This is a genomic window from Mammaliicoccus stepanovicii (assembly GCF_002902525.1).
Taxonomy (GTDB): Bacteria; Bacillota; Bacilli; order Staphylococcales; family Staphylococcaceae; genus Mammaliicoccus; species Mammaliicoccus stepanovicii.
Window position 1 is genome coordinate 16,194 of record NZ_PPQZ01000010.1, and the last position, 20,376, is coordinate 36,569.

A 20,376-nucleotide genomic window follows, 5' to 3' on the forward strand; every position below is an offset into this window, starting at 1 on the left:
AATGTATAAAGCTGTGATATGTGATGATGAGAGAATTATAAGAGAAGGCATTAAACATGTTATACCTTGGGAAAGATATCACTTTGATGAAGTATATTTAGCTAAAGATGGTATTGAAGGTTTATCTTTAATAAGGAAACATAAGCCAGAGCTTGTTATTACTGACATTCGGATGCCAAGATTAGATGGTATCGGTTTGCTAAATGAAATTAAAGATATGTCTTGTCAGAAAGTAATATTATCAAGCTATGATGATTTCGAGTATATGAAAGCAGGCATAAAGCATCAAGTGCTAGACTATTTCCTTAAACCAATAGATGAATCACAACTTATAGCGTTATTAGAACAACTTTCAATTAAGTTAGCAACACAACCTTCAACAACAGAACTAGAAGTATTCGAACCATTAATGCAAGTTGAGTTTGATGATTTCTACGTAAATTATGTAATTAAAATGATAAAGCAGCGCTATCATGAGAAAATTAGTGTATCTGAAATCATTGGGTCACTTGAAGTAAGCGAATCTTATATTATGAGAACATTTAAATCTCGAGTAGGCATTACAATATTAGACTATTTAAATCGTTATCGTATATATCAATCTCTTGAACTATTGAATAGTCATTATAAAAATTATGAAATCGCTGAAAAAGTTGGATTCTCTGAATATAAGGCTTATAGTTATCACTTTAAAAAATATTTAAATATGTCTTCAAAAACATACTTACAAAAGAATATATAAATCAAAAACAGTACATCTCAACTCGTTTTCCATAAACTTGTGAGATGCACTGTTTTATTATAGCTTGAGACTTCTGATTTTGCGTTCTTCAAAAACGGCAACGATAGATAGTAATATAATACCGATGAATAAAGCTGCATAAAAGACAATGAACACATCTGTCCATCCACTAAGTGTATAACCAAATACATTTAATCCATTTCTTTGAGGGTCTGCGATCGCAGCAAGTCCTACTTTTGCCATAGAATCTCCAAATAAATAAGCGAATGATCCAGTCATACCATTGGCTACACTTATAGCATTTTTAGGTACAAAACCTGTTAAAGAAACACCTATGAGAAGTTGTGGTCCAAAAATTAATGCCCCTAAAGCAAATAATGAAATGTTAACCATCGTTACACTTGTGGCATTAGTATAGAATAAAACGACAAATGTAATTAAGAACATACAACCAATTGCTACAATTGCACGACGTCCTTTTAGAATGTCTGATACATATCCCCAAAGTAAGCTAGCAACTAAAGCACCAATTTCAAAGTAAAATATCGTATTTACAGCGTCTTCTTTATTAAAATGTAAGTGTTCAGACACATATAACGGTGCCCAGTTATCTATACCAATTCGTACAATGTAAACAAATACATTAGACACACATAAAATCCAAATAACAGGATTTTTTAATATATAGGTTTTGAATATTTCCCACTTAGACATATTTTGAGAATCTATATTTTCTTGTTCTATAGGTTCCTCCCAAATATCCTCAGCTCTGTTCCATCCAAGCTCTTCTGGATCATCTTTCCCGATAAATAATGTTGCAACACCTATCACTAAAGCGATGATGGAAGGGAAGATAAACATCCCGACTACACTGCCATTAAAGAAATGGTTAGCTCCCCAAAGAGCAAGTCCACCAGCAATGGCTCCACCAATGTTATGTGAAGTATTCCAAAAACCTAAATATCGACCGCGTTTCGTTCGAGGAGCCCATCTTGAAATAGTAGAATAACTAGCCGGACCACCAACTGACTGAAATACACCGTTTAGTCCCCATAATACGATAAAGATACCCATTACTGAACCGAAGTAACTTAAGACAAACCCCATAATTAATACTGAGATCGCTGATAAAATTAATAAAAATGAAATAATACGTTTTGTATTTCGTCCATCAACAAAATAACCAAGTATCGTTTTGCCTAGACCATATGTAATACTGAATGCTAAACCAATGTAGCCTAGTTCAAGAGTAGAAAGTCCAATTTCCTCCTTTAATAAAGGTTGAGCAGCTTTGAAATTATTACGAATTAAATACATCGCCATGTAAGCAAAGAATACGACAAAGAAAGCTTGCAAAAAATTTCTCAGCCATAATTTTCTTTGAACTGAAAGCGAAATTCCTTTGTTAGGTATTTTATGAATATTAAAAAAGTCCATACCGTTCACCTCTGTTAATTGATTTGATAATGTAAATATAACAGTGGTTGAAAACGCTTAATATCCTTAAAATTGTTGTTTTATCCTAAAAACTGAAGTGATGTTTGGCACGATGTGTTAAAAGCTCTTGCTATATGCTATCTTGAATTGAAATCCAAATAGTAATGATTTAAGGACCTAAATTTTTCCAGTCTATTCACACCTATAAAGCTTTGATATACTTTATTTATATTTAAAATTCAAAATTTTAGGAGGAATGGATTTGAAAAAGTTAACAGGTTCATTTGTTTTATCAATGGTATTCATTATAAGTTTTTCAAACATGTTGCAAGCTGAGGCGTTACCCTCTAAAGAACGAAATACTCAAGTTGTAGCAATCCACGATATTCAAGGTAAACTACATAATTCGAAATATAAAGGACAGAAAGTAAGCGATGTTGAAGGTGTTGCAACTTTTAAATACGTATTAAATGGCAGTCATTATATACATATTCAAACACCTGATTCTAAAAAGGATCAAGATCCTAATACTTCTGAAGGTTTGATTGTATATATGGGTAACCAAGATTTTGATGTTAAAGAAGGTGACCTTGTTAAAGTTACTGGGGTAGTAGATGAGTACTTTATAGATGGATATAAAGATAAAAATAAAACAGATTTGCCTGTGACACAGATTAATGCCCGACAAGATAAAGGTGGGCATATAGAAATTGTATCGCACAATCACCCCTTACCTAAGCCAGTTAAAATTGATAAAGTTCCTAATAAAATTTCATCCAGTGATGCTTTTCGAACATTTAATCGTAATCAATACGCAATTGATTTTTGGGAATCACTTGAAGGGATGCGTGTCCAATTCGGAGATGTTAGAAGTGTAGGTCCACAAGAACATGGGGATTTGTTCACAGTGTTAGATAAAGAACCTATTGAAACGATACATGAAGGTATATTGCTTCATGAAAATAATCAACATGGTGAACGTATACCATTTAAAATGTATGATAATAATAAAGCTCGTGAATTTGATGTAGCAACTGGAGATAAATTTAAGGGTCCAATCATTGGTTATGTGAATTATGGTTTCCAAAATTATAAAGTGAATGTAGACTTAGAACAAATGAAAAAACTACATATTAAAGGAAATACAAAGCCTGAACCTACAACCATTCATCCTGATAAGAAAAAACTTAATGTCGCTTCATATAATTTAGAAAACTTTTCGAATAATACTAAATCAACTACAAAGGATAAGGCACAAAAAATTGCAAAAGGTATTACAGTGAATATGAAAAATCCAGATATTGTAGGTGTTACGGAAGTTCAAGATAATGATGGACCTAATGCAGGAGGTCCTACAGCAAATGAGTCATATGATAGGTTAATTAAAGAAATTCAAGCAGCAGGAGGTCCACAATATAAATATGTGAACATTGACCCGGAAATGAATGAGGATGGGGGGCAACCTAACGCTAATATTAGAGTAGGATTCCTTTATAATCCTAAACGAGTCAAGTTTGATCACACTATTCCACAAGGAGATGCTAATACTGCGGTAGCATATAAACGAGGAAAACTCACATTAAACCCAGGACGAATAGACCCAGGAAATCCAGCATTTCAAGATTCAAGAAAACCATTAGTTGCCCAGTTTAAATTCCGTGGAGAACAAGTCATAATGATTGCGAATCATTGGAATTCTAAAAATGGAGATGCTGCATTATTTGGTAGCCAACAACCACCAGTACCTCAAAGTGAAAAACAACGCCAAGAAATGGCACATGCAGTTGGTCAATTCATCAGACAAGTACAAACTAATAACCCAAAAGCAAACATTGTATCAGTTGGTGACTATAATGATTTTCAATGGACAAAAGCTCTAAAAACGCTTGAAAGTTACCAGATGACAAATATGATTTATAGCGTACCTAAAGAAGATTGCTATACGTACAATTATCATGGAAATTCACAAGTACTCGATCATATATTAGTTTCAAATAACTTGAAGTATCACACACAATTAGATCCAATACATATTAATAGTGACTTCACAGATATGTCGGGTCGAGCAAGTGATCATGATCCATTATTAGCACAGATAGATGTTAAGAAAAGAAATAAATAACATTTATGGATATATTTGTAATGTAATTCTAATTCTGTATTATATGATTATCAAACATTTGGAAGATCACTTTGAAACATTATTTAACTCAAGTATTTCAGAGTTACAAAGATTTTTGGATCAGGTTTTTAGACGTTAATGGAAGATCAAATCGTGCTGATTTTTGGCATCCTTTTTGGATTAACTTTATTATATCTTCTTTATTAGGATTAGTATCAGCAGGATTTCTAAGTAGTCTCTTTGGATTAGTGATTCTCATTCCAACATTTACAGTTATGGTAAGACGGTTACATGATATAAATTGGAGAATGATATTCGCAATAATTGTATTCTGTAGCTGGTGTATTGGGCCGGTATATTTACTTGTATTATTTATATTTCTTTATACAGGGATGTTATATGACGGAGCAGGTGATAAGTATATATGGTTAGCTTATCAATTTAGCCAAGTACTCATTTTTGTCAATATATTCATCACGATATTTGCATTATATGTACTAGCTAGACCGGGTCATAAAACACCTAATAAATATGGCTCAGGAGGAAGTTGTGAAGTGGTTCCTGAAGTAAGTAATCAATAATCTGAAAATTATTTCTCAGGAAATATACAGTGCTGAGATTGTTTTGAATTTAAATAATGAATAAATCTTTTGCAAATGTAATCCATTTTTCTAATAACTTTTCATTTTTAGGGTATACCAAACTATAGACACTTTAAAGAAATAATAAAAGTAATGGGATAATATTAGGAGGTTTCACATGGATAATACACAAAATCAAGTAATTAAAAGTTACAAAGAATTTTGGACACGATTTTTAGATATTAATGGAAGATCAAATCGTGCTGATTTTTGGCATCCTTTTTGGATTAATTTTATTATATCTTCTTTATTAGGATTAGTATCAGCAGGGTTTCTAAGTGGTATCTTTGGATTAGCGATTATTATTCCCTCATTTACAGTTATGGCTAGACGTTTACATGATACAAACCGCACGTTACTTCTTGCAGTAGTTGCACATATTAGTGGTTTTATTACGGTGTGTGCTTCTGTAATATTCATAATTGCTGTTCTTGCAGTAGCAAGTTCAGGTAGTGGAGGTATGATAGGCGCTACTATAATGGCAGGTGCATTCGGTACAGTAATTGCTGGCTTTGTCACGTTATATATATTATACGTGCTAATCAAATCCGGTGATAAGATGCCTAATAAATATGGCTCAGGGGGAAGTTGTGAAATGGTTCCTGAAGTAAATAATCAATAAAATGAAATAGATTGCTGATTTATAAATTGGCGTGGAGCTTTCTATTTTATTCTAGTATCAGTTTGCGATAATCATGTCTCCTAAACTTATAAAGCAGAAGAAGATCAGATTCAAGTCTGAAATTCTTCTGCTTTTAATTTTTGGAATTAGGATTGATGTTTCAGAACTAGAAATTCCACCAACTCATGGAATAAGTGCTGAGTTAATCCAAGACATAGCACAACTTGTGGAATAACTACCGAGTTAATCCAAGACATAGTGCAACTTGTGGAATAAGTATCGAGTTAATCCAAGACATAGCCTCATCTCATGGAATAAGTGTCGAGTTAATCCAAGACAAGGTGCAACTCATGGAATAAGTGAAGAGTTAATCCAAGACTTTGATGTAATTCTTAAATGTTGAAACAATATTTAACGCTAAAGGATGTTCAATAACATAAAAATTATTTCTCAAGAAATATACTGTGTCGGGATATTATCCTGTTTAAATGATAGGTCTATTTGATATAAATATAATTCTTATTTCTGTTGGATTGTCATATTTTAGGGTATATTTGAATTAAGTTACTTAAAGATATAGCCAAAGTGACAGAAAGAGGTAATATATTATGAGAAAATTAGTAGTATTTTTGCATTCTACTTTGGATGGTTATGTTGAAGGCCCAAATGGTGCAATGGATATAGGGTTTGTTACATATGATTCTGAGTTAGAAACTTTTGCAAGTGATGTATTAAATACGGCGGACACGATTGTATGGGGGAGAAATACGTATGAAATGATGCATAGCTATTGGCCATCTGTACCATCAGATCCTAATGCAACAGAATATGAACTGAATCATGCTAAATGGATTGAGAAAGTTGAGAAAGTTGTATTTTCTAAGAAGTTAGATACAGTTGAATGGAACAATTCAACACTTGTAAATGATAATGTTGAAGAAGCAATATTGAAACTTAAAGAGCAAGAGGGAGAAGATATTGTTGTATTGGGTAGTCCAAGATTGGCACATTATTTGATGGAACTCAATTTAGTAGATGTATATAAAATTACGGTGTCGCCGACATTAATAGGTGGAGGATTACCGTTATTTAAAAATATTAAAGCAAAAACTGACTTGAAATTAAAGTCGAATAAAGCATTTGGGTCAGGGGCATTAGGTTTAGTTTATGAGAAAACTGAATAAAGTTTGAGTTGAGAAGACGTCTTCGTGAAGAGGGCGTTTTTTTGATTTTATTGTGATTTTTCAAATAAATAAATATTCTTTATTTATGAATTATTATGCATTATTAGTTGTGTTAAATAAATTCTTAACGTTCTTTATGTAATTTATAATGGTGATTTACCAATATTTTAAAGATTGAAAAGTTATATATATTCAAAACTTGTCTATTAAAAAACTGAATGTCATTTGCATTAAAATTTATTATTAGATAATCTATTTCATGTATTAAAACATTAGATAACAATAAATATTTTTCTATATTGAATATTTAATTTGATTTTATGGAAGGGTGCATTATATTGCGTAAAGATAAAAGATTAATAGATTGGACTGTTTTTGGGGGCACTGTTTTTGTATTATTGATGGCAGTCTTACCGATGATGGTCTTTCCTAAACAAAGTCGTGCAGTAGTAGTTGCATTAAATGAATTCGTAACGACTAAGCTCGGTGCAGTATATCTCGTTTTAGGACTTGTCATATTCTGTTTTGTATTATATATCGCTTTTGGTAAATATGGTTCTGTGACGTTAGGTAGAGCAAGTGATCGTCCAGAGTTTAGTGATTTTGCTTGGGCTTCTATGTTATTCTGCGCAGGTATTGGCTCAGATATTCTATATTGGGGTGTCATTGAATGGGCTTATTACTTCCAAGGTCCGCCATTAGGTGCAAAACCGATGAGTGGTCAAGCATTAGAGTATGCGACGATGTATGGCATGTTCCATTGGGGTCCGATTGCATGGTCAATTTATGTATTACCGGCATTGCCAATTGGTTATCTTGTATTTGTCAAAAACCAACCTGTATATAAGATTAGCCAAGCTTGTCGCCCTATATTAAAAGGTCAGACTGACGGCTTTATTGGTAAATTAGTAGATATTTTATTTATTTTTGGTTTAATAGGTGGTACAGCGACGTCTCTAGCGCTAGGTGTTCCTATGATTTCAGCAGGATTAGAGAAATTAATAGGCGTTGACGGATCTAGCATGACAGTAAAAAGTATCGTACTAATCTGTATTACGATTGTTTTTGCCTATAGTTCCTATCAAGGATTAAAAAAAGGTATTCAAGTTTTAAGTGATATTAATGTATGGTTGTCATTTGTATTGCTCGCGTTTATTTTTATTGCGGGACCAACTATTTTTATTATGGAAACAACTGTTTCAGGTTTTGGAAATATGCTAAAAAACTTCTTCCAAATGGCGACATGGCTTGAACCATTTGGTGGTATTGGTGGCCGGAAAGAAACGAACTTTCCTCAGCAATGGACTATATTCTATTGGTCATGGTGGATAGTGTATGCGCCATTTATTGGATTATTTATTGCGCGTATTTCAAGAGGTCGTACGTTAAAAGAAATTATTCTAGGTACAATCGTATATGGTACTTTCGGTTGTGTACTCTTCTTTGGTATTTTCGGAAATTATGCTGCATTTCTTCAAATCACAGGTCAGTTTAATGTAATTGAGTATTTGAACACACATGGGACAGAAGTGACCATAATCGAAGTTATTAATCAGTTACCTTTTGCGCCTATTGTGATTACACTATTCGTATTGTCGGCATTTTTATTCTTAGTTACGACTTTCGATTCAGCGTCATATATTGTCGCATCTGCAACGCAAGTTCGTGTCAAAGGTGAACCATTGAAATTAAATCGTTTATTCTGGGCATTTGCACTATGTTTATTACCATTTTCATTAATGCTAGTTGGTGGAGAGAAAGCATTAGAAATTTTACAAACTGCTTCAATTGTTGCAGGTGTTCCACTCATCGTCATATTTATTATCATTATGATTTCATTTATGATGATACTGTCTGGTGATCGAATTGCACTACAAACACGTGCAGAGCGCTTTAAGAAAGTTGAAAGAAGATCATTAAGGATATTACAAGTAAGTGAAAAAACAAACGATGAAGATAGAGACGATAATTTGTAGAAGTAGCAAAGTTCATACCCAATAAAAAACGAGAAAATCATAGTGATACGTGATTTTCTCGTTTTTTATATTATTATTCAGATTCTTTTGGATCTGGTATTGGGAAATGTTCGAATATTTTTCCGGATTTAATGGAATCACTAATTGAACCAAGCCATTGGTAATAAACGCGTGAATGTTCCATGTGTGCTTTGATATCGAGTGCTTCTTGTTTTGTTTTCTCATCGACATCAGTTGATTGTATGATTTCATCGATCATGGCTTCAGATTCACGCAAGGCTTCCATATTTATAGCGATCTCGCGGTTCCACTTTTGTGTGAAAAAATTACTGAAAAATGTAAAGAAATCTTTTTCAGCTTCAAAGTGTTGCTTGCGACTACCTCTTGTAAATCGCTGTTTAACTACATCCAATTCTTGTAGTTTCTTAACACCCGCACTCATGCTCGGTTTACTCATTTGTAGTTCTTGACGCATCTCATCTAATGTCATGCTTTCTTTAAACAACATTATACCGTATAAATTTCCTACACTTCGATTGATACCATACAAATCCATTGTTTGAGCAATCGAGTTTATTACAGTGTCTTTAGCTTCTTCAAGTTTATTTTCGTTACTTTTATGTCGCACCATGTTTGTGCACCTCCAATTAATCTTACTTAATACTTTTATATAATACATTTCACTTCATTTTATCACTATCTTACAAAAATTCTAATTGTTTGTTAAGAAAATACGAAATATTCATTACTAACTTAAAGTTATTTATAAAGCTTTAAAAGGGGAAAGTGAAGTTGACATGACAAAAATTTTTATGATAGAGTTAAGTTTGTGAAATTCGTTAAATAAAAACTTAACAAAATTAACGGAGGCGATTTTAATGGAACTTATAAAGAAATTATCTCGTCGTCAATTTATTGATGGTGAATGGGTAGAAAGTCAGAACAAAGCAACACGTGAAATTATAAATCCTTTTAATCAAGAAGTGATTATGGAAGTTTCAGAAGGTACAACTGAAGATGTCGAACGTGCTATACAAGCAGCTAGACGATCATTCGACAGTGGGGAATATGCAAATGAACCTGGAGAAGCTAAAGGTAAGAAAGTACGTGCAATTGCTGACAAAATTAAAGAACATCGAGCAGAATTAGCTGAATTAGAAACACTTGATACTGGAAAAACATTAGAAGAATCATTTGCGGATATGGATGATATTCATAATGTCTTTATGTATTTTGCAGGTTTAGCTGACAAAGATGGCGGTGAATTAATAAACTCACCAATTCCAAATACAGAAAGCAAGATAGTGAAAGAGCCTGTAGGTGTCGTAACGCAAATTACACCGTGGAATTATCCATTATTACAGGCTTCTTGGAAGATAGCACCTGCATTAGCTGCAGGTTGTTCATTGGTAATGAAGCCAAGTGAAATAACGCCACTAACTACAATTCGAGTATTTGAATTGATGGAAGAAGTAGGATTTCCTAAAGGTGTGATTAACCTAGTTCTTGGAGCAGGATCAGATATAGGCGATATTATGTCGACACATAAAGAAGTCGATCTCGTATCATTTACTGGTGGTATACAAACAGGTAAACGTATTATGAAACAAGCAGCGGATAACGTGACAAATGTTGCTTTAGAATTAGGTGGAAAAAACCCTAATGTCATTTTTGACGATGCAGATTTAGAGCTGGCAGTAGATCAAGCTTTAAATGGTGGTTATTTCCATGCAGGCCAAGTTTGTTCAGCAGGTTCAAGAATTATTGTGCATAACAACATTAAAGAAGAATTTGAGAAAGCTTTAATCGATCGCGTCAAGAAAATTAAACTTGGAAATGGTTTTGATGAAACTACTGAAATGGGACCACTTATTTCAGCTGAACATCGTAACAAAGTTGAAGGTTATATGGCTATTGCTAAAGAAGACGGTGCAACAATTGCAATTGGTGGTAAACGTCCTGAACGAGAAGATTTACAAAGTGGATTCTTCTTTGAACCAACAGTTATTACAAATTGTGATACTTCAATGAGAATTGTACAAGAAGAAGTGTTCGGTCCGGTCGTAACGGTTGAAGGATTTGATACAGAAGAAGAAGCAATTCTACTAGCTAATGATTCAATTTATGGTTTAGCAGGTGGTATCTTCTCCAAAGATATCGGTAAAGCACAACGTGTTGCTAAACAATTACGTATGGGAACTGTTTGGATTAATGATTTCCATCCTTACTTCGCACAAGCACCATGGGGTGGATATAAACAGTCTGGAATCGGTCGAGAGCTTGGACACGATGGTTTAGCAGAATATCTTGAAACAAAACATATATTAATGAACACAAATCCAGAACCAGTAAATTGGTTCAGTAAATAAATATGTAAAGTCGAATAAAAAATAATAAGCAGGAGGACGAGAAAATATGAGTAAAGCGTACGATAAAATGTATGATTATATAATAATCGGCGGAGGAAGTGCTGGTTCTGTACTTGGAGCACGCCTAAGTGAAGATAAAGATAAGAAGGTCTTAGTATTAGAGGCAGGGCGTAGTGATTATCCTTGGGACTTATTAATTCAAATGCCTGCTGCCTTAATGTATCCATCTGGTAATCGTTTATATGACTGGAAATATGAAACTGAAGGCGAACCTCATATGGATGGACGTAAAGTATTCCATACAAGAGGGAAAGTTTTAGGTGGTTCTAGTTCGATAAATGGAATGATTTATCAACGTGGTAACCCATTAGATTATGAAAAATGGGGTCAAGCTGAAGGGATGGAAACTTGGAGCTATTCACATTGCTTACCTTACTTTAAACGATTAGAAACAACTTTCGGTGCAGATAAAGATGATCCAATTCGTGGATTAAATGGTCCAATCAAATTACGTCGTGGCCCAGTTAATAATCCATTGTTCCATGCATTTTTCGATGCAGCAGTTGAAGCAGGTTACAATAAAACGAAAGACGTTAATGGTTTTAGACAAGAAGGATTTGGTCCATTCGATAGTCAAATTCATAAAGGACAAAGAGTATCTGCTTCACGTGCATATTTACGTCCTGCGATGAAACGTCCAAACCTAACTGTTAAAACACGTGCTTTTGTTGAAGAGTTGCATTTCGATGGTAATACAGTTACGGGTGTGACTTTTAAACGTAATGGCCGTAAACAAAAGGTTTTAGCGAATGAAGTTATCCTCTCAGGAGGCGCATTCAATACACCTCAATTACTACAATTATCAGGCATTGGTGATAGTGAACACTTGAAATCAGTTGGTATTGAACCACGTATTCATTTACCAGGTGTAGGTGAAAACTTCGAAGATCATTTAGAAGTATATATTCAGCATGCATGTAAAGAACCTGTATCATTACAACCAAGTTTAAATAAATTGAAGATGCCATTTATCGGATTACAATGGTTAACAAAACGTACTGGCGCAGCTGCAAGTAATCACTTTGAAGGTGGAGGATTTGTTCGCTCAAATGATGAAGTTGAATACCCAAACTTAATGTTCCATTTCCTACCGTTAGCAGTGCGTTATGATGGTCAGAAAGCAGCAACAGCACATGGTTATCAAGTACATGTTGGTCCGATGTATTCAAACTCCCGTGGAAGTCTGAAAATCACATCTAAAGACCCATATGTTAAACCCAAATTCGTATTCAACTATCTATCAACAGAAGAAGATAAACGCGAGTGGGTAGAAGCAATCCGAGTTGCTAGAAATATCTTGAATAAACCAGCACTTGATAAATACAATGGTGGAGAAATTTCACCAGGACCATCTGTACAAACAGATGAAGAAATATTAGATTGGGTACGTCGTGATGCTGAAACAGCTTTACATCCATCATGTAGTGCAAAGATGGGACCAGCATCAGACGAAATGGCAGTTGTTGATCCATTAACGATGAAAGTACATGGTACGACAAACTTACGTGTAGTTGATGCGTCTGTTATGCCAACAACTACTAACGGTAATATTCATTCACCAGTCTTGATGTTAGCTGAAAAAGCAGCAGACATTATTCGTGGAGCAAAACCATTAGACCCTGACCATGTAGATTATTATGTACATGGTAAACATGATCCAAGTGAAGGTACTGTAGAATCATTCGAATAAGTTTATTTATATAGAAGATTTTAGACTACCGGCTTATGCCGGTAGTCTTTTTATATAGATATTGAAAATAAGTTTCTAATCACATAGACAACTATCTATATAGATGATAATCTATGTAGATAACTAGGAGGAAATATTATGGTATATAAAGAATTATCAAATTTGTTAAAAGTTTTATCAGATCCAAGTAGATTAGAAATTCTAGATTTGCTATCTTGTGGTGAGTTATGCGCATGTGATTTATTAGAACATTTTCAGTATACACAGCCAACTCTAAGCCATCACATGAAATCATTAGTCGATCATGATTTAGTCATGACTAGAAAAAATGGTAATAAACGTATGTACCAACTTAATCATGAAGTGCTAAATATGATAACTGAGAAATTAAATACGATTAATCGTTCCATTGATGAGTGTATTTGTGATGATATGAAGCATGGTAATTGTTCATGATGACTATTTTAGCGATTTTGATATTTTTATTAACTTTAATTTTTGTGATTTGGCAACCAAAAGGTCTAGATATTGGCATTACTGCCTTATTTGGCGTAATACTTGCTATTATCACAGGCGTAGTGAGTTTCTCGGATGTCTTAGAAGTAACGGGTATCGTTTGGAATGCCACTTTAACTTTTGTAGCTGTTATTCTGATCTCATTAATATTAGATGAAATTGGATTTTTTGAATGGGCTGCTATTCATATGGTGAGAGCTTCAAATGGAAATGGCTTAAAGATGTTTATATTCATTATGTTATTAGGTTCAGTTGTAGCTGCATTTTTCGCAAATGATGGTGCTGCTTTAATACTGACACCAATTGTGTTAGCTATGGTACGTAATTTAGGATTTAATAAGAAAATAATATTTCCATTTATAATAGCAAGTGGGTTTATTGCCGATACAACATCACTACCTTTAATTGTAAGCAACTTAGTTAATATAGTGTCTGCAGATTACTTTGATATTGGATTTGTTGCGTATTCTAGTCGAATGATTATTCCTAACGTGTTCTCTCTGATTGCTAGTATTTTCGTTTTATGGCTGTATTTCAGGAAATCAATTCCGAACACATTTGATACTGATAACCTTAAGACACCTGATAATGCGATTAAAGATCCGAAGTTATTTAAAATTTCTTGGGTTGTATTAGCGGTTTTGTTCGTTGGATATCTTGTAAGCGAGTTTATTCATGTTCCTGTGTCAATCATTGCCGGTATGATTGCATTGATATTTGTATTCTTGGCACGAAAATCTGAAGCTGTACATACTAAACAAGTTATACAAGGTGCACCATGGAACATTGTATTATTTTCTATAGGAATGTATCTCGTTGTCTTTGGATTAAAGAATGTTGGAATTACAACCGTATTAGCTGAAGTGCTAACGAATATTTCATATCATGGGTTATTTAGTAGTGTGATGGGAATGGGATTTATTGCTGCATTTTTATCATCAATCATGAACAACATGCCTACAGTTCTAATTGATGCAATAGCAGTTGGACAATCTGGTACAACAGGATTAATTAAAGAAGGTATGATTTATGCAAATGTTATAGGATCTGATTTAGGGCCAAAAATCACGCCAATTGGATCATTAGCAACGTTACTTTGGTTGCATGTACTTGCACAAAAAGGCGTGAAAATACCATGGGGTACATACTTTAAAACAGGAATCATCATTACCATACCTGTTTTATTTGTAACATTATTAGGGTTATATCTTACGTTGGTTATATTTTAAGAAAAGAGGATTTAATGATGGGCAAGCACACAATTTATTTTATATGTACTGGAAACTCTTGTCGTAGCCAAATGGCTGAGGGGTGGGGGAAGAAAATATTAGGTGAAGATTGGAATGTCTATTCTGCTGGTATTGAAACGCATGGCGTGAATCCAAAAGCTATAGATGCAATGAAAGAGGTGAATATTGATATATCAAAGCACACATCAGATTTAATTGATTATAATATATTAAAACAATCAGAGTTGGTAGTTACGTTATGTCACGATGCAGATAAAAATTGTCCTATCTTACCATCAAACGTAAAAAAAGAACATTGGGGTTTTGATGATCCAGCTGGTAAAGAGTGGTCAGAATTCCAACATGTTAGAGATGAAATTGGAAAAAGAATCAAGAGATTTTATGCAGAACAAGAAGTTGAGAATATATAATGAAATTTGAAGCAAAAAAGTAGATTATATTATAATCCAAAAAGGAGTAGAGCTCATTAAATATGCCCTACTCCTTTTTGGATTATTTTTTTCGTAACTTATTAAGTTCGCCACTAAAATATGGCCCATCACTGTAATATGCACGCTCTCCATGTACTAAATAATCTAAACCTTGTTTTTCTTCTAATTCATTTGTTTCAAGTGCTGTTATCATTCCTATAATTTTTGCTATAGAGTAGGTCATGATGGCGCTGAAGATAATCGTAATAGACACAGCGACTATTTGCACCCAAACAGTATTTATACCACCTCCAAATGCTAGACCATTTTCTATAGAAGGGTTGATTTTGTTAGATTGAAATATGCCAGTTAGAATTGCACCAACAATACCACCGATACCATGGATACCAAATGCATCTAAAGCATCATTATATCTTAGTTTGACTTTAATATAATTTATGGAGAAGTGACAACATATACCGCCTATAATGGCGATCATAATAGCACTCGAATAACTTACAAATCCTGCAGCCGGTGTGATTGCAACTAAACCAGCCAACATGCCTGATAACATACCTATTAAGCTTGTTGTTTTTTTTGTTTTATATTCCATGATTGACCATCCTAAAGAGCCGGCACTAGCGGCGAGAACAGTGTTAACAAATGAAGTCATAGCGATTTCATCGAATGTGAATGCACTTCCAACATTAAACCCATACCACCCTATCCAAACGAGGATACCACCGATTAACGTAATAATTAAATTGTGTGGTTGACGTTTATCGAAATTTTTACCTGCACCAATCATGACTGCTAATACGAGTCCAGATACTCCTGATGTAATGTGAACGACAGTGCCGCCAGCATAGTCAATAGCACCTAATTTGTGTATCCATCCTCCACCCCATACCCAATGCGCAACTGGACTATATACGAAAATTACCCATAAAAAAACAAAGATTAAAAAGGGGAAGAATTTCATTTTTTCTGCTACAGATCCAGACAAAATAGACACAGCAATGGTACAAAACATTAATTGAAAAAGCATGAATAATGCTAATGGTACATGTGTTGATAAGTTAGATTGGGTAAAAAAACCTACATGCTGTAAACCTAAATAAGTAAAATCCCCGAAAAGATTATTTCCCGAACTAAAGCTTATAGTAAATCCGATAAAAACCCACGCAAATGTCACAACAATAATTGCAGACATACTTTGCATGACAGTATTTAAAACATTTTTGGATTGAACTAGTCCACCATAGAACAAACTTAAACCTGGTGTCATTAACCACACTAATAATGTACATAAAAACAGAAATAATGTATCGTTTATATTCATTAAAATCACTCCCTCATAAATGATATTATGGGTCATGATAATAAAAAGCAAAACTGTGTAATATATACTTACGTGATGCGTTAGTTTACTTAACATATTAGTGTGACTTACTTCCAGTATTAAACATTATGTTTATTTTTCATCAGTTACTTTAATATTAATAAGTTTATGGAAATAATGATCGATTTCTTGCGAAGGAAGGTCTATATTGTGCTCTCTTATCCATTCTGTAAATCCGAATAAGGTAGCACCAAACACATAAAATATAAGTTCGGGCGGAATATCAGAATCCATGGAGATACGATGCTCGTTCTCTTTTATGTCGTTTTGCAAAACACGAATGAAATGATTAGCGATTGTTCTTTCAAATTCTTTGTCGCCTTCCTGCATCGCTTTGATTCGTTTTAACTCAGTGATATCGTTTGTTTTTTCAATAACTGCAAAAGGTGAGTTGATACGTTCTTTTAAATCAGTTGAGAAATAGTCTTTAGTAATATCCGTAATTAAATAAATCAATAAATCATATTTGTCATAAAAATGTTTATAAAATGTAGTGCGGTGAATGAGTGATTCATTACATATTTGATTCACTGTAATAGATGAAAATGATTGTTGAACTAGTAATGTTGCTAAACTTTGTGAAAGTGCTCGTTTTGTTTTAATGACACGTAAATCTTTATCATTCATTCTACATTTCTCCTAATCTGTAGTTTAAGTATACATTTTGCAATAATTAAATCTTTTTATACTAGGGTTTAGCGTTTAATGTGTTAATATAAATAATCTACACTATATATTTAAACTATAACGTTGATTAATTGAGGAGGCAATAGTTTGGCAAAGTTTTTGTATAAATTAGGATCATTTGTAGCTAAACATAAATGGTGGAGTGTTGTTGCTTGGGTTGTCATACTTGCAGCAATTGTTATTCCACTTACGATAAATTCTCCGAAATTTGATAATGATATCAAGATGAACGGTTTACAATCACTTGATACGAATAAGAAAATTGAAGATGAATTTAATCAAGATAGTGAAAAGGCCCAAGTCAGGGTTGTATTTAAAACAGATTCTGATAACGGAATTGTTAAGAAAGATATTACGAAAGATATTAAAGATACATTAAAACATATTAAAGATGATGACAAAGATATTAAAAATGTGTCAGATCCTTACGATAATAAGCAAATCAGTAAGGACAAAACAACAGCATTTGCTGATGTGAACTATGATATTTCTGCAACAGCGATGACTCAAAAATCAAAAGACAACATTCGTGATGAAGTTGATAAATTAGAAGATAAGCACAATGTACAAGTTGAATTAATGGGTACTGGTATGGAATCAACTGAAATCGGTGGTACTTCAGAAATCATTGGTGTAATTGTTGCGTTTGTCGTATTACTTGTTACATTTGGATCATTCATTGCTGCAGGTATGCCGATTATCAGTGCATTACTCAGTTTAGGTACAGGCATAGGTCTTATTTCATTACTAACATATGCGTTTGATATACCAAATGTTACACTGACCCTTGCAGTAATGATAGGTTTAGCTGTAGGTATTGACTATGCCTTGTTCATATTATTTAGATATAGACAAATTGTTAAGAAAGAACCAGATCATATTAAAGCGATTGGTTTAGCTGTTGGGACTGCAGGTAGCGCTGTTATTTTTGCAGGTGTAACAGTTATCATCGCAGTATGTGGTTTAGCACTTGTAGGAATTGATTTCCTTGCAGTAATGGGATATGCATCAGCAATCAGTGTGTTTGTAGCTGTAATTAGTGCATTAATATTGTTACCAGCATTAATTAGTATTTTCCATAAACAAATTAAACCTAAAGTAACGAAATCAGAGTTTGAAAATGATGTAGACACTCCGTGGTCTAACTTTGTAGTTGGAAAACCAATAGCAGCCATATTAATCGGTTTAATTATATTAGTTGTTGCTGCTATTCCGATTAGTGATATGAGATTAGGTATTCCAGATGATGGAATGAAACCACAAGATTCAACACAAAAGAAAGCATATGATATTATTTCAGATAAATTTGGTGAAGGGTATAATGGCCAAATTGCTATGCTTGTAAATGTGAAAGATAAGAAAGATGATCCAAAAGCATTACAAAAAAACTTACAAAACATGACTAAAGACATTAATGATATGGATCATGTAGATATGGCGACACCACCACAACTTAGTAAAAATAAAGATTATGCGTTAGTAGCAGTTATCCCTGAAAAAGGACCTAATGCGAAATCAACAAATGACCTCGTTCATGATTTAAGAGATTACAATGATGATGCTAAAGATAAATATGACTTTAAAACAGAAGTTTCTGGTCAAAGCGTTATAAATATTGATATGTCTCAAAAATTAAATGAAGCTATTCCATTATTTGCAGGTGTCATTGTTGCATTAGCGTTTGTGCTATTAATGATCGTATTCCGTTCAATCATTATTCCATTAAAAGCGGTATTAGGATTTGTATTATCATTAGTTGCGACACTAGGATTTACAACATATGTGATGCAAGAAGGATTTATGTCAGAAATGTTCGGTGTTGATACAACAGGACCATTACTTGCATTCTTGCCTGTCATAACAATAGGTTTACTATTCGGACTCGCCATGGACTACGAAGTATTTTTAATGTCACGTATACATGAAGAATATAGTAGAACAAAAAACAATGAGCATTCCATTAAAGTAGGTATAAAAGAAAGTGGTCCAGTAGTAGTAGCAGCTGGATTAATCATGTTCAGTGTATTTATCGCATTTGTATTCCAAGATGACGTCATGATTAAATCAATGGGTATAGCACTCGGTTTCGGTGTGTTATTTGATGCCTTTGTCGTACGTTTATTACTCATCCCTGCTTTAACACAATTATTTGGAAAAGCATCATGGTATATGCCTGGATGGTTAAATAGACTTTTACCTTACGTAGATATAGAAGGTCACGCGCTGCAAGACAAAATGCCGTCAAGACCACAACCATCAATAAAAGGTACGAAAGCAAGATTTGATAGTTCATTTAATATACAACAACAAAGAACGTCAGTTTCTGAAGAAAACATAATTCAAACTGATAACAAAACAAAAGTCTTATATAATGAAATTGCACATGAAACAGCACAACGAGATTTCTTATATCAAGCACTTAAAGAATATCAAACTAAAGATAGACGACATGATGATCATGCAAAAGCAACGAATACAAGAGTAGAGAATAATAAAAATCAAGCAGATACTAGAGACATCCATGAAGACGATATGCTGTCATTATTAACAACTCAAAGTAAGAATATTAGTAAGTTAAATGATTTAATCGAGCAAACGATTAATAAGAAATAATATAGTAGCACCTTAATACTGACAACAAAGTTAATGACTTTGTTGTCAGTATTTTTTTTGTATATTTATGAGGAAAAAATTAATATATAAATAAAGCTTTACTTATAACGTTTTTCAGTGTATAGTTAATCTAACGTAATAAAAGCTCGTGAATTTAAATGTAGTGTATTTGTTAGAATATCCTCTTTTTAATTATGAATTTGTTACAAATATTATGTGCAAAAGCACGCGGAGGTATTTTATATGAATAACGGTACAGTGAAATGGTTTAACTCAGAAAAAGGCTTTGGTTTTATTGAAAGAGAAGACGGAAACGATTTATTCGTTCATTTCTCAGGAATAGCAGCTGAAGGTTACAAATCATTAGAAGACGGTCAAAAAGTTCAATTCGAAATTACTGACGGTCAACGTGGAGAACAAGCAGTTAATGTTGTTGTTGTCTAAATAAATAAAAAAGTCCAAGACAAAATTGTCTTGGGCTTTTTTTGTGTTTAAATATCAATTTTTCATATTCATCAAGAGTGTATTTTTAATTAAAGTAGATTCCTAAATCTTGAATAAGTCATGGAATAATGAGGAAGTTAATCCACGAAAAGGGCGAAGTCATGGAATAATGAGGAAGTTAATCCACGAAAAGGGCGAAGTCATGGAATAA

General features: G+C 33.4%; 17 protein-coding genes. 13 read left to right on the top strand and 4 right to left on the bottom strand.

All coding sequences use genetic code 11. The features are described 5' to 3' along the window. Position 1 precedes the first annotated feature (1 nt). A complete protein-coding gene (locus CD111_RS01620) occupies positions 2-742 on the top strand; it encodes a response regulator transcription factor (protein ID WP_095085260.1) in 741 nt (246 codons plus the stop codon). Between the two features lie 57 nt (positions 743-799). Here CD111_RS01620 and uhpT read toward each other — a convergent pair whose 3' ends face one another. Further along, positions 800-2,179, bottom strand: a complete 1,380-nt coding sequence (gene uhpT / locus CD111_RS01625) for a hexose-6-phosphate:phosphate antiporter (protein WP_095085262.1) — start codon at positions 2,177-2,179, stop codon at positions 800-802. A 256-nt stretch (positions 2,180-2,435) separates the two neighbouring features. On the opposite strand from uhpT, the gene CD111_RS01630 reads away from it, so the two are divergent. The 5 genes from CD111_RS01630 to CD111_RS01650 all read left to right on the top strand — a co-directional run bounded on the left by CD111_RS01630 (position 2,436) and on the right by CD111_RS01650 (position 8,724). Beyond that, entirely contained in the window at positions 2,436-4,301 is a 1,866-nt protein-coding gene (locus CD111_RS01630; RefSeq protein WP_095085263.1) for an endonuclease/exonuclease/phosphatase family protein, read from the top strand. A 71-nt stretch (positions 4,302-4,372) separates the two neighbouring features. Further along, the gene (locus tag CD111_RS01635) at positions 4,373-4,882 is read left to right on the top strand and encodes a DUF805 domain-containing protein (RefSeq protein ID WP_095085264.1); all 510 of its coding nucleotides are present in this window, start codon (positions 4,373-4,375) and stop codon (positions 4,880-4,882) included. Between the two features lie 178 nt (positions 4,883-5,060). Further along, a complete protein-coding gene (locus CD111_RS01640; RefSeq protein WP_095085265.1) occupies positions 5,061-5,564 on the top strand; it encodes a DUF805 domain-containing protein in 504 nt (167 codons plus the stop codon). 608 nt (positions 5,565-6,172) lie between these two features. Continuing rightward, positions 6,173-6,748, top strand: coding sequence for a dihydrofolate reductase family protein (locus CD111_RS01645; RefSeq protein ID WP_095085266.1), 576 nt, complete (start codon positions 6,173-6,175; stop codon positions 6,746-6,748). Positions 6,749-7,068: 320 nt separating this feature from the next. Beyond that, on the top strand, positions 7,069-8,724 hold the full coding sequence (locus tag CD111_RS01650) for a BCCT family transporter (protein WP_095085267.1): 1,656 nt from the start codon (positions 7,069-7,071) through the stop codon (positions 8,722-8,724). Positions 8,725-8,797: 73 nt separating this feature from the next. On the opposite strand, the gene cudC is transcribed toward CD111_RS01650, so the two are convergent. Next, positions 8,798-9,355: a choline uptake/conversion transcriptional regulator CudC gene (gene cudC, locus CD111_RS01655; RefSeq protein ID WP_095085268.1), complete on the bottom strand. Its 558-nt coding sequence runs from the start codon at positions 9,353-9,355 to the stop codon at positions 8,798-8,800. A 247-nt stretch (positions 9,356-9,602) separates the two neighbouring features. Here cudC and betB point away from each other — a divergent pair, with 247 nt between their 5' ends. From betB to arsC, 5 genes are all read left to right on the top strand, one after another. Beyond that, complete coding sequence (gene betB / locus CD111_RS01660; RefSeq protein WP_095085270.1) at positions 9,603-11,093, top strand: betaine-aldehyde dehydrogenase; 1,491 nt, start codon at positions 9,603-9,605, stop codon at positions 11,091-11,093. 46 nt (positions 11,094-11,139) lie between these two features. Further along, complete coding sequence (betA, locus tag CD111_RS01665; protein WP_095085271.1) at positions 11,140-12,843, top strand: choline dehydrogenase; 1,704 nt, start codon at positions 11,140-11,142, stop codon at positions 12,841-12,843. 138 nt (positions 12,844-12,981) lie between these two features. Beyond that, positions 12,982-13,299, top strand: coding sequence for an ArsR/SmtB family transcription factor (locus tag CD111_RS01670; protein WP_095085272.1), 318 nt, complete (start codon positions 12,982-12,984; stop codon positions 13,297-13,299). Beyond that, a complete protein-coding gene (gene arsB, locus CD111_RS01675) occupies positions 13,299-14,588 on the top strand; it encodes an arsenite efflux transporter membrane subunit ArsB (RefSeq protein WP_095090042.1) in 1,290 nt (429 codons plus the stop codon). Before CD111_RS01670 ends, arsB begins: the two co-directional genes overlap by 1 nt. Before the next feature lie 17 nt (positions 14,589-14,605). Beyond that, positions 14,606-15,019, top strand: coding sequence for an arsenate reductase (thioredoxin) (gene arsC / locus CD111_RS01680; RefSeq protein WP_095085274.1), 414 nt, complete (start codon positions 14,606-14,608; stop codon positions 15,017-15,019). 82 nt (positions 15,020-15,101) lie between these two features. Here the strand turns inward: arsC and CD111_RS01685 are convergent, their stop codons facing one another. Continuing rightward, positions 15,102-16,361, bottom strand: coding sequence for an ammonium transporter (locus CD111_RS01685; RefSeq protein WP_095085275.1), 1,260 nt, complete (start codon positions 16,359-16,361; stop codon positions 15,102-15,104). Between the two features lie 132 nt (positions 16,362-16,493). Beyond that, a complete protein-coding gene (locus tag CD111_RS01690; protein WP_095085276.1) occupies positions 16,494-17,048 on the bottom strand; it encodes a TetR/AcrR family transcriptional regulator in 555 nt (184 codons plus the stop codon). Positions 17,049-17,195: 147 nt separating this feature from the next. Between CD111_RS01690 and CD111_RS01695 the strand changes: the two genes are divergently transcribed. Both CD111_RS01695 and CD111_RS01700 read left to right on the top strand, forming a co-directional pair. Further along, on the top strand, positions 17,196-19,721 hold the full coding sequence (locus CD111_RS01695; RefSeq protein ID WP_095085277.1) for an MMPL family transporter: 2,526 nt from the start codon (positions 17,196-17,198) through the stop codon (positions 19,719-19,721). 243 nt (positions 19,722-19,964) lie between these two features. Beyond that, complete coding sequence (locus tag CD111_RS01700; RefSeq protein WP_095085278.1) at positions 19,965-20,165, top strand: cold-shock protein; 201 nt, start codon at positions 19,965-19,967, stop codon at positions 20,163-20,165. The last annotated feature ends 211 nt before the right edge of the window (positions 20,166-20,376 follow it).

Excerpts from the sequence above, each read along its gene's own strand:
- CD111_RS01620 (WP_095085260.1), top strand. The coding sequence starts at position 2 with ATGTATAAAGCTGTGATATGTGATGATGAGAGAATTATAAGAGAAGGC.
- uhpT (WP_095085262.1), bottom strand. The coding sequence starts at position 2,179 with ATGGACTTTTTTAATATTCATAAAATACCTAACAAAGGAATTTCGCTT.
- CD111_RS01630 (WP_095085263.1), top strand. The coding sequence starts at position 2,436 with ATGGATTTGAAAAAGTTAACAGGTTCATTTGTTTTATCAATGGTATTC.
- CD111_RS01640 (WP_095085265.1), top strand. The coding sequence starts at position 5,061 with ATGGATAATACACAAAATCAAGTAATTAAAAGTTACAAAGAATTTTGG.
- CD111_RS01645 (WP_095085266.1), top strand. The coding sequence starts at position 6,173 with ATGAGAAAATTAGTAGTATTTTTGCATTCTACTTTGGATGGTTATGTT.
- CD111_RS01650 (WP_095085267.1), top strand. The coding sequence starts at position 7,069 with ATGGAAGGGTGCATTATATTGCGTAAAGATAAAAGATTAATAGATTGG.
- cudC (WP_095085268.1), bottom strand. The coding sequence starts at position 9,355 with ATGGTGCGACATAAAAGTAACGAAAATAAACTTGAAGAAGCTAAAGAC.
- betB (WP_095085270.1), top strand. The coding sequence starts at position 9,603 with ATGGAACTTATAAAGAAATTATCTCGTCGTCAATTTATTGATGGTGAA.
- betA (WP_095085271.1), top strand. The coding sequence starts at position 11,140 with ATGAGTAAAGCGTACGATAAAATGTATGATTATATAATAATCGGCGGA.
- CD111_RS01670 (WP_095085272.1), top strand. The coding sequence starts at position 12,982 with ATGGTATATAAAGAATTATCAAATTTGTTAAAAGTTTTATCAGATCCA.
- arsB (WP_095090042.1), top strand. The coding sequence starts at position 13,299 with ATGACTATTTTAGCGATTTTGATATTTTTATTAACTTTAATTTTTGTG.
- arsC (WP_095085274.1), top strand. The coding sequence starts at position 14,606 with ATGGGCAAGCACACAATTTATTTTATATGTACTGGAAACTCTTGTCGT.
- CD111_RS01685 (WP_095085275.1), bottom strand. The coding sequence starts at position 16,361 with ATGAATATAAACGATACATTATTTCTGTTTTTATGTACATTATTAGTG.
- CD111_RS01690 (WP_095085276.1), bottom strand. The coding sequence starts at position 17,048 with ATGAATGATAAAGATTTACGTGTCATTAAAACAAAACGAGCACTTTCA.
- CD111_RS01700 (WP_095085278.1), top strand. The coding sequence starts at position 19,965 with ATGAATAACGGTACAGTGAAATGGTTTAACTCAGAAAAAGGCTTTGGT.